The 1419-nt window shown below is 67.1% G+C and carries 1 protein-coding gene and 1 pseudogene; one reads left to right on the top strand and one right to left on the bottom strand.

Translation table 11 applies throughout. The features are described 5' to 3' along the window. The first annotated feature begins 304 nt into the window (after positions 1–304). The gene (gene rsmD, locus D4Q52_RS25935; protein ID WP_283805689.1) at positions 305–889 is read left to right on the top strand and encodes a 16S rRNA (guanine(966)-N(2))-methyltransferase RsmD; all 585 of its coding nucleotides are present in this window, start codon (positions 305–307) and stop codon (positions 887–889) included. Between the two features lie 394 nt (positions 890–1283). On the opposite strand, the pseudogene D4Q52_RS25930 reads toward rsmD, so the two are convergent. Further along, positions 1284–1419 (bottom strand): annotated as a pseudogene (locus D4Q52_RS25930) (IS110 family transposase); the annotation flags it as partial.

Below are 1419 nucleotides of genomic sequence, written 5' to 3'. Positions count from 1 at the left end.
GAGTAGTTCGGTTCATGCTGATAGCAGGCACGGCGCTGGCGCTCCCTCCCCCCATGCGGGGGAGGGTCGGGGTGGGGGGTAGCCACAAGGCAAGGCTCCCGTTGTGGAGGGGGGGCCGCCCCCCCCCCCCCCCCCCCCGCGGGGGGGGGGGGGGGGGGGGGGGGGGGGGGGCGGGGCGGGCGGGGGGGGGGGGGGGGGGGGGGGGGGGGGGGCCCCCACGCCACAAGGCAAGGCTCCCGTTGTGGACCCCCACCCCCGACCCCTCCCCGCAAGGGGGAGGGGAGCGCGCCGTGCTCGGGATCGAATCCGCAAAGCGAGCTTCTGCATGCGCGTGATCGGTGGGCGGTTGCGTGGACGCAATCTGGTGGCGCCGTCGTCGCGCGACATTCGGCCAACGGCGGATCGGCTGCGTGAGTCGCTGTTCAACATTTTGATGCACGCTTACGACGATCCGATCAGCGACGCGCGGGTGCTGGATCTGTTCGCCGGCACCGGCGCGCTCGGCATCGAGGCGTCGTCGCGCGGCGCCAAATTCGTGCTGTTCGTCGACAACGGCGCCGAAGCGCGGGCACTGCTACGCGCCAATGTCGAGGCGCTCGGACTGGGCGGCGTCAGCAAAGTGTATCGCCGCGACGCCGCCAATCTCGGCCCGGCGCATCCGGTCGAGCCGTTTTCGCTGGTGTTCCTCGATCCACCCTATCGCATGCAACTCGCCGACAAGGCACTCGCCTCGCTGCGCGACGGCGGCTGGCTCGAGCCGGATGCGCTGGTGATCGTCGAGGAAGCCAAGGACGCGGGTTTCGCCGCACCGGACGGCTTCGTCGAGCAAGAACGGCGGGCTTACGACGACACGGAGTTTACAGTGCTGCGGTTCGGTGCGGCGAAGTAACAAGTCGTTCGTCTAAGGATCAACTTGTTCCTGTAAGCAACAATTCGTCCTTTTAAGTAACAACTCTGCCGTCTCCATTTGCGCACAACCTCTCCCCGTCATTCCGGGGCGCGCGCAGCGCGAGCCCGGAACCCATATGTGGACGGCCCCCGAGCCACAAGGGATTTTGAGGTCTGATCGGATCGCTTGCATCCATATGTGCGGCCTGCTTGTGCGGCCGCGATGGACCGCTGGCCAAGATGGCTTCCGCGACGCGAGCTACAAACACCCTACCGACCTTTGTGTGCCGATGGATTCCACGGATTGTCTCGCCTCTCGGTTCGATCGATCGTTCCATCTGTCTCCGTTGCAGCTCCGGCTCGAGCGTCGGACTAATCGCCCGACGCTCGATCTCTCAGGCGGCGCGCGGTGATGCGACCTGCATCCGCGCCCCGTCGTAAGTCTGTTCCGTCATCATCATCTTCCAGGCGATCCTGGCGATCTTGTTGGCGAGCGCCACCGCCGCCAGCTTGATCGGCTTGCGCGCCAGC

This window comes from Rhodopseudomonas palustris (assembly GCF_003591005.1).
Taxonomy (GTDB): Bacteria; Pseudomonadota; Alphaproteobacteria; order Rhizobiales; family Xanthobacteraceae; genus Rhodopseudomonas; species Rhodopseudomonas palustris_K.
The sequence above is the reverse complement of the archived record's forward strand: the minus strand, read 5'-3'. Positions and strand labels throughout refer to the sequence as shown.